The sequence below is a fragment of the Hymenobacter telluris genome, from assembly GCF_017313265.1.
In the GTDB taxonomy this organism is placed as follows: domain Bacteria; phylum Bacteroidota; class Bacteroidia; order Cytophagales; family Hymenobacteraceae; genus Hymenobacter; species Hymenobacter telluris.
This window is the reverse complement of record NZ_JAFLQZ010000023.1, coordinates 62,169-68,514: the sequence shown is the minus strand read 5'-3', so window position 1 is coordinate 68,514 and position 6,346 is coordinate 62,169. Positions and strand designations below refer to the sequence as shown.

Sequence of the window (6,346 nt, the reverse complement as noted above, 5' to 3'; positions counted from 1 at the left end):
AAGGAGGGGAACTAGCTTTTAGAGTCAATTTCAACAATAACCTTCATGCAGCACCTTCACCAAGCCGCCGACTACCTGCGCCAACGCCTTTCTGATTTCACGCCTGAGTTCGGCATCATCCTCGGGACGGGGCTGGGGGCGCTGGTAAAGGACCTGACCGTTCATCACACGTTTCCGTACGCTGAGATTCCCAACTTTCCGGTTTCGACGGTGGAAAGCCACTCCGGCAACCTGCTGGCCGCCGAGCTGGCCGGCCGCAAGGTGCTGGTGATGCAAGGGCGCTTCCACTACTACGAGGGCTACACCATGGAGCAGGTGGTGCTGCCGGTGCGCGTGATGAAGCTGCTTGGCATTCAGAAGCTATTCGTGAGCAACGCCGCCGGCGGCCTCAACCCCGACTACGAATACTCAGACTTGATGCTGCTCGAAGACCACATCAACCTGCAACCCACCAACCCGTTGGTAGGCAAGAACCTCGATGAGCTGGGTCCGCGCTTCCCTGATATGCTGGAGCCCTACGATACCACCCTGCTTCGGCAGGCCGAAGAAGCGGCCCGCAGCCTCGGTTTTGCCGATAAGGTGCGGCGCGGGGTGTACGCCAGCCTGCCCGGCCCCATGCTGGAAACGCCCGCCGAATACCGCTACCTGCGCACCATTGGGGCCGACGCGGTGGGCATGAGCACCGTGCCAGAGGTTATTGCCGCCGTGCACATGGGTTTGCCCGTGCTGGCCATCAGCGTCATCACCGACCTGTGCTCACCCGGCAAGCTCAAGCGCGTGGCCATTGCCGATATCCTGCGCGTAGCCGCCGACGCCGAGCCCCGCCTCACGGCGCTGCTTCGGGCCGTGATAGAAAAGCAGTAGCTCTATTTACTACTCAACAAAAAAGGCCACTGCTTCTTGCAGTGGCCTTTTTTGTTGTTGTGTGTAGCTTGTTATGGTTGGGCTGAGAAGACAAATTCTTCTACAACATTGTCTCTGTTTACCCAGCTGTAACGCAGTTCAGTAGCCGTTAGGCTAGTTAGTGTGTATTGGTGGTCGTCGCCTTTGTGGTCGGTGAAATGCAGTATAGTGTTGCTGCCCATCAGCATCCACGAGCCGTCAAACGTCTCCCCATCTTCCAGAAAGGTTTGTGTGTACGTGCCATCGGGGCGGAAAGTGAAACTATGCCGGTCTTTGATATCCGTGCCGGTACTAACGGTCTGGCTGGCTTCCCGAATGGCATCAAGCCGCCACGAGCCAACGGTTAAGTACTGACTGCTGACAGCAGGGGTAGGGTCGTCATCGTCGGTCTGGCAACTGCTGAGCGCTAGCCCGAGGAAGGCGAATACAAGTAGAAAAAGGGGGAATCGGGCACGTAGCGTAACCATGAACAACAGAATAAAAGTGAAAAGTATAGAACAGAGACGCTGCCCGGATAGAACGTTGCAGGCACGTGCCTAATAGCTACGGAATAATAAGCCGCTTCCGGTCGTAGCTGAGAATGGTAAACACCCCGATACCGCCTTCCACTGTGCTTTTAATGGCGGAAGGCTGCGAAAACGGGTTGCCATTGGCGTTGCGCGCATCATTCACCGATTGCCGGAACAGGTAATAAGGCCGGTCGATGTGGTAGAGCGTTACCAGAAGCGTGTCGCCGGGGTCGAACTGGTAGCTGGTGCCCAGAGAGAGGCTTTGGCCGTCGGTTAGTCGGTCGTCCACGTCGTAGTCGATTTCCGGGTCGGGGCCGATACTGTCGCGGTGAATTTGGAAGCGGTAGTAGTCGCCGAGGCCGGGCGGGTCTTTGTAATTGGTTAGCACGTAGGCTTCTGGCGGCCCGGCGGGCGGGTTATTGAACTCGTACTCCAACGAGTCAATCGGGACGCGGCCGGGCATGGTGGCGGTGCCGGTTACGCGGCGGCCTTTGGTATCCGTAACCTCTAGCTTGAACGTGTCGCCGGGCCGGGCCACTATGCGCCGTATTCCGATGTGGGTGAAGCCTTTGCCGGTGGTTGGGTCGATGGCCGGGAAATAGGGGAGGGTCTGTACCCGGCCGTCGGGGAGCGTAAGCCGCACGGTTACGTCGGTGGGCACTACGGGCTCGGGAGTGGCCAGGTAAGGCACGGTTTCCGTGACGGTGAGTTGCGGTAATTGGCCGTTTTCGAGGTAGCACTCCACCACCAATTGTGCTGGCAGCACCGGAATATCCACGTCAATATCCTGCTGCAAGTCGCAGGCTCCCAACGGCGCCAACGCCAGCAACCAAGCAAAACGCAAGGCAAGCAACCAGTTTTTCAATGAATCAAGCATAGAATCAAGTACCAAAAAACAACAAGCCGGAACCCCGAAATCCGTGCAATCCGACTAATCTGCAAAATGCGCGTTCAAAATTTGAAGTTGTAGGTGACGGCCGGAATAACCGGGAACAACGACACCTGCCGAGCACGGAAGCCCGTCACGGGCGCATCGTCGTCGGCCCGCACCTGGTCGAAGTACACGAAATAGGGGTTGCGGCGGTTGTAGGCGTTGTACACGCTAAACGTCAAATCCGACTCATCGAACCAACGATTGGGCTTCAGTTTCCAAACCAGCCCTAAATCCAGGCGGTTGTAGGACGCCATGCGGTAGGAGTTTCGGTCGGGGTAAATGGGCACCGCCTCCACCTCGCCCCCGAAAATATCCTGCACCGCAAAGCGGCCCGCGGGCAGGGTGGTAGGGTTGCCCGACGTGTACACGAACGAACCGGTCAGGTTCAGGCGCTCGGTGAGCTGGTGCAGCACTACCACCGTCAGGTTGTGGCGTCGGTCGTAGTTGGGGTAGAACTCGGCGCCGTTGTTGATGCCGGTGGTGCCGCGCTGCGGCAGGAACTGGCGCTTGCTCCACGACAGGGTGTAGCCAATCCAGCCGGTGGTGCGGCCGGTTTTCTTTTCCAGGTAGATTTCGTTGCCGTACGCCCAGCCTTTGCCGAAGAGAAACTCCGAATCCAAATCGGGGTTCACAAACAGCTGCGCACCGTCCTTGAAATCCACTTGGTTGTGGCTCCATTTGTAGTACACCTCGTTGCTGAGCAGGTATTTGCCGTCGCCGAGCAGGAAGCTGACGCCGGTGGCTACCTGCTGCGAGCGTTGCGGCTTCACCGACAGCCGGGAAGGGTACCAGATGTCGGTGGGCAAGGTAGCGCCGGAGTTTGTCACGAGGTGCACGTACTGATACATCAGGGCGTAGCTGGCCTTGAGCGAGGTTTTGGGCGTGAGCGAATAGCGCGCCGCCCCCCGCGGCTCAATGCCGCCATAAGCATCAGAGCCGCTCTGGAAGCCGGTTAGGCGCAAGCCGTATTCCAGTTGCCATTTGTCGGAAGGCTTGAAGTTGTCGGAGGCGTACACGGCGCCTTCTTGGCCCCGGTAGGCCACATCCGAGCCGATGCTGAAACGGCCATCGGAAGCACCGGCTTGCAAGCGACCCACCCCGAAGCGGTGCGTGGTGGCTTGTACGCCAAACTTGAGTGCGTGCTTGGTATTGGGCGTATAATCGAGGTCGGTGCGGACGGAATAGTCGCGGATGTTGGAGCCGAGGCTGAAGCTGAACTGGTCGAGCTTGTTGGTTACCGCGTACTGGTAATCGGTGGCCGATACGGTGGTATTGAGGAACAGCCGCTTGTTGAACACGTGGCTCCAGCGGGCTGCCCCCACCGTGTTGCCCCAGGTGAAGCTGAAATCGAAGCCGCCCTGCGAACCGAATTTAAAGGCGTCGCGCCCGTAGTACCCACTCAGAAACACCTGGTCTTTGGGGCCGAGGGTGTAGTTGGCCTTGGCGTTGAAATCGTAGAAATAATAGTCCGGAATCGGGTTATAGTCGGGGTCGTCGTCGTTGAGCTTGTTGATCTGGCGCGTAAACACGTCGAAATACGTGCGCCGGCCCGACAGAATAAACGAGCCCTTATCCTTCACAATCGGGCCTTCCACCGTCAGGCGCGACGAAATCAGCCCCAGCCCGCCACTTACGCCAATCTTCTCCTTGCTGCCCTCGCGCAGCTTCACGTCAATCACCGACGACAACCGCCCGCCGTACTGCGCCGGAAAGCCACCCTTGTACAGGTCCACGCTTTGCACGGCATCGGGGTTGAACACCGAAAACAGCCCGAACAAGTGGCTGGGGTTATACACCAGGGCATCGTCTACCAGCACCAGGTTCTGATCGGAGGAACCGCCGCGCACAAACAAGCCGCTGGTGCCTTCGCCGCCGTTTTGCACGCCGGGCTTGAGTTGCAACGTTTTTAGAATATCCACCTCGCCAAACAAAGCCGGCAGCAGCTTAGCTTCTTTGGCCGTGAGGCGCTCCACGCTCATTTGCGGGGTTTGCAGCTTTTGCTCTAATGTACCCGCGCCTTCCACCACCACCTCGCCCAGCGTGTTAGAGGATTCTGCCAGCGCAAACGACACTTTCTGGTCGCGCGCCAAGTTCAACTCCCGCGTCTGGTTCAGGTAACCGATAAACGAAACCACCACCTGGTACTTGCCAGCCGGTAAATCCAAGGAGTAGAAGCCCGCTGCATCCGTTGTGACGCCGGTGCCCAGCGCTGGCACCGTAACCGATGCGCCGGGCAGCACTTCCCGGCTGTTGGCGGCCCGCACGTAGCCACTGAGCGTGTATTTTACGGCCGACTGCGCCGCAGCGGGTAAGCCAGATAGAACCAGGAAAAAGCTGAAAACAAGCAGTAGAAACGTGTTGCGCATTCGGAGGGGGTAAGTGCCGATGGTAGCAAAGGTAGGCTACGCGCATCCTAACGCCGGGCTTTGCCGGATTAGTTTGCAAGCACCCAACCTTCCTGAAGTGAGCAGCTTACCCCAAAAAAGGTTGTACGGCTTGCGTGAGTTGCGTCCCCGGTACCACCCCCGACTGCCGCCACACAGGCTGGCCTTTATGAAACAAAATAAGGGTAGGAATGCCCTGCACGCGGAATTGCTGGGCCACGGCCTGGTTGCGGTCCACGTCAATCTTAATGACTTTGAGCTTACCCTGATGCTGCGCCGCAACCTGCTCCAGAATGGGCGCCATGGTTTTGCAAGGGCCGCACCAATCAGCGTAAAAATCAACCAGCACGGGCATACCAGGGCTGTTAATGAGTTCGGAAAAGGATTTCTTAGGCATCGGAAGAAAAGTTGAGGTAGGGAAATACAACGGGCAGCTACCACTAAGGCAATACCGCCGGCCTAGATGATACGAAATTGCCCGTTCGGCGTTTGTTGAGCACAAAAAAGCCTGGTACGTGAGCACCAGGCTTTTCGAGAGGAAAGTACACAGTAGCTACTTTTTATCCACCACGGTTACATCGTTGGCCGTTTCAGCAAACGTGAAACGGCCGCCTACCGCTTTCTTGCCGTTCACCTGGCACTCCCAGGTGTAGGCACCGGGCTGGGCACGGGCCGCTTCGCCGGTTTCACTTTTAAAGTAGTCGGGCTCCGACGGTTCCGACGGGAAAATTACATCGACGCCGTTCTGGCCAGTGGGCACCTCTTTCACCAGGAAGTAGGTTTTGCTGGTGCGCGTGTTGGTCACTACAAAGCGGGCTTTGTAGGTGCCCAGGGTGCCATACTTATCCATCACCCCCAGCTTCATGTAAGCGTCGGTGGAAACCATCCAGGTTTGGGCCTGCGAAGCTACCGGAGCCAGCAGGAGCAGGGCCAGCGCCAGCCCAAGCGGCCGGAGAATAGAGAGGATACGGGTAGAAAAAACAGGCGTAGAAATTCCCATGAGTGAGGTAATAAAGTGAGAAGGCAACAAAAGGACGGAAAAGTTAAAAAAACAAGGTAAATGGCTGCTATATCGTTTTAAACCAACCCAATATAGGAGTATTTGCCCCTGGCTTTATGCCAGTGGTCTATATTTTTTTGTTGCTGGAAGGCGAACCTCTGGCTTGGTACCGGGGTTTTTCAAGAGACTATTCCGTATTCGCCTATGGCCCGCCGCCGCCGGTTTTCACCTGACCCGAGCCCCACTTTGGAAGCAGCCGCTGCAACCGAAACTTGCTGTGCTTTGTGTGAGCGGGAAGTGCAGCAGACCTCGCGCCACCACCTGATACCGCGCGAGGAAGGCGGCCGGCACGGTCCCACCGCCGACCTGTGCCAACCCTGCCACAGCAGCATTCATCTGCTGCTCGACAACAAAGAGCTGGCCCGCCAGTACCACACCATTGAAGCCCTGCGCAACGCCGAGAAACTGCAAAAATACCTGCACTGGATTCGGCGCAGCCGCGTGGAGCGCATCAGCAACCGGCGCGGTAGGGAGTGAGCTTGTGAGGTGGTGAAACAGGGAATTTGACGTTCTATTGGCCGCTTTAGCGCAACTTGCGCCGACGGCGCCGGCATAG

7 protein-coding genes are annotated in these 6,346 nt (G+C 57.7%); 2 read left to right on the top strand and 5 right to left on the bottom strand.

Annotation, left to right across the window (positions count from 1 at the left end):
• Positions 1 to 45: 45 nt before the first annotated feature.
• Positions 46 to 864 carry a purine-nucleoside phosphorylase gene (locus J0X19_RS22735; protein WP_206986710.1) on the top strand — a complete coding sequence of 273 codons (819 nt, stop codon included), beginning with the start codon at positions 46 to 48 and terminating at the stop codon, positions 862 to 864.
• Between the two features lie 71 nt (positions 865 to 935).
• Here J0X19_RS22735 and J0X19_RS22730 read toward each other — a convergent pair whose 3' ends face one another.
• The 5 genes from J0X19_RS22730 to J0X19_RS22710 form a co-directional block, all read right to left on the bottom strand.
• The gene (locus J0X19_RS22730) at positions 936 to 1,370 is read right to left on the bottom strand and encodes a lipocalin family protein (protein ID WP_206986709.1); all 435 of its coding nucleotides are present in this window, start codon (positions 1,368 to 1,370) and stop codon (positions 936 to 938) included.
• A 76-nt stretch (positions 1,371 to 1,446) separates the two neighbouring features.
• Complete coding sequence (locus J0X19_RS22725) at positions 1,447 to 2,289, bottom strand: DUF4249 domain-containing protein (RefSeq protein ID WP_206986708.1); 843 nt, start codon at positions 2,287 to 2,289, stop codon at positions 1,447 to 1,449.
• Between the two features lie 74 nt (positions 2,290 to 2,363).
• Positions 2,364 to 4,712: a TonB-dependent receptor gene (locus tag J0X19_RS22720; protein ID WP_206986707.1), complete on the bottom strand. Its 2,349-nt coding sequence runs from the start codon at positions 4,710 to 4,712 to the stop codon at positions 2,364 to 2,366.
• Positions 4,713 to 4,818: 106 nt separating this feature from the next.
• Complete coding sequence (trxA, locus tag J0X19_RS22715) at positions 4,819 to 5,127, bottom strand: thioredoxin (protein WP_022823894.1); 309 nt, start codon at positions 5,125 to 5,127, stop codon at positions 4,819 to 4,821.
• 156 nt (positions 5,128 to 5,283) lie between these two features.
• Positions 5,284 to 5,730 (bottom strand): hypothetical protein, encoded by a 447-nt coding sequence (locus tag J0X19_RS22710; RefSeq protein ID WP_206986706.1) that lies wholly within the window; start codon positions 5,728 to 5,730, stop codon positions 5,284 to 5,286.
• Positions 5,731 to 5,934: 204 nt separating this feature from the next.
• Between J0X19_RS22710 and J0X19_RS22705 the strand changes: the two genes are divergently transcribed.
• Positions 5,935 to 6,267, top strand: coding sequence for an HNH endonuclease (locus J0X19_RS22705; protein WP_242583233.1), 333 nt, complete (start codon positions 5,935 to 5,937; stop codon positions 6,265 to 6,267).
• Positions 6,268 to 6,346: the final 79 nt, after the last annotated feature.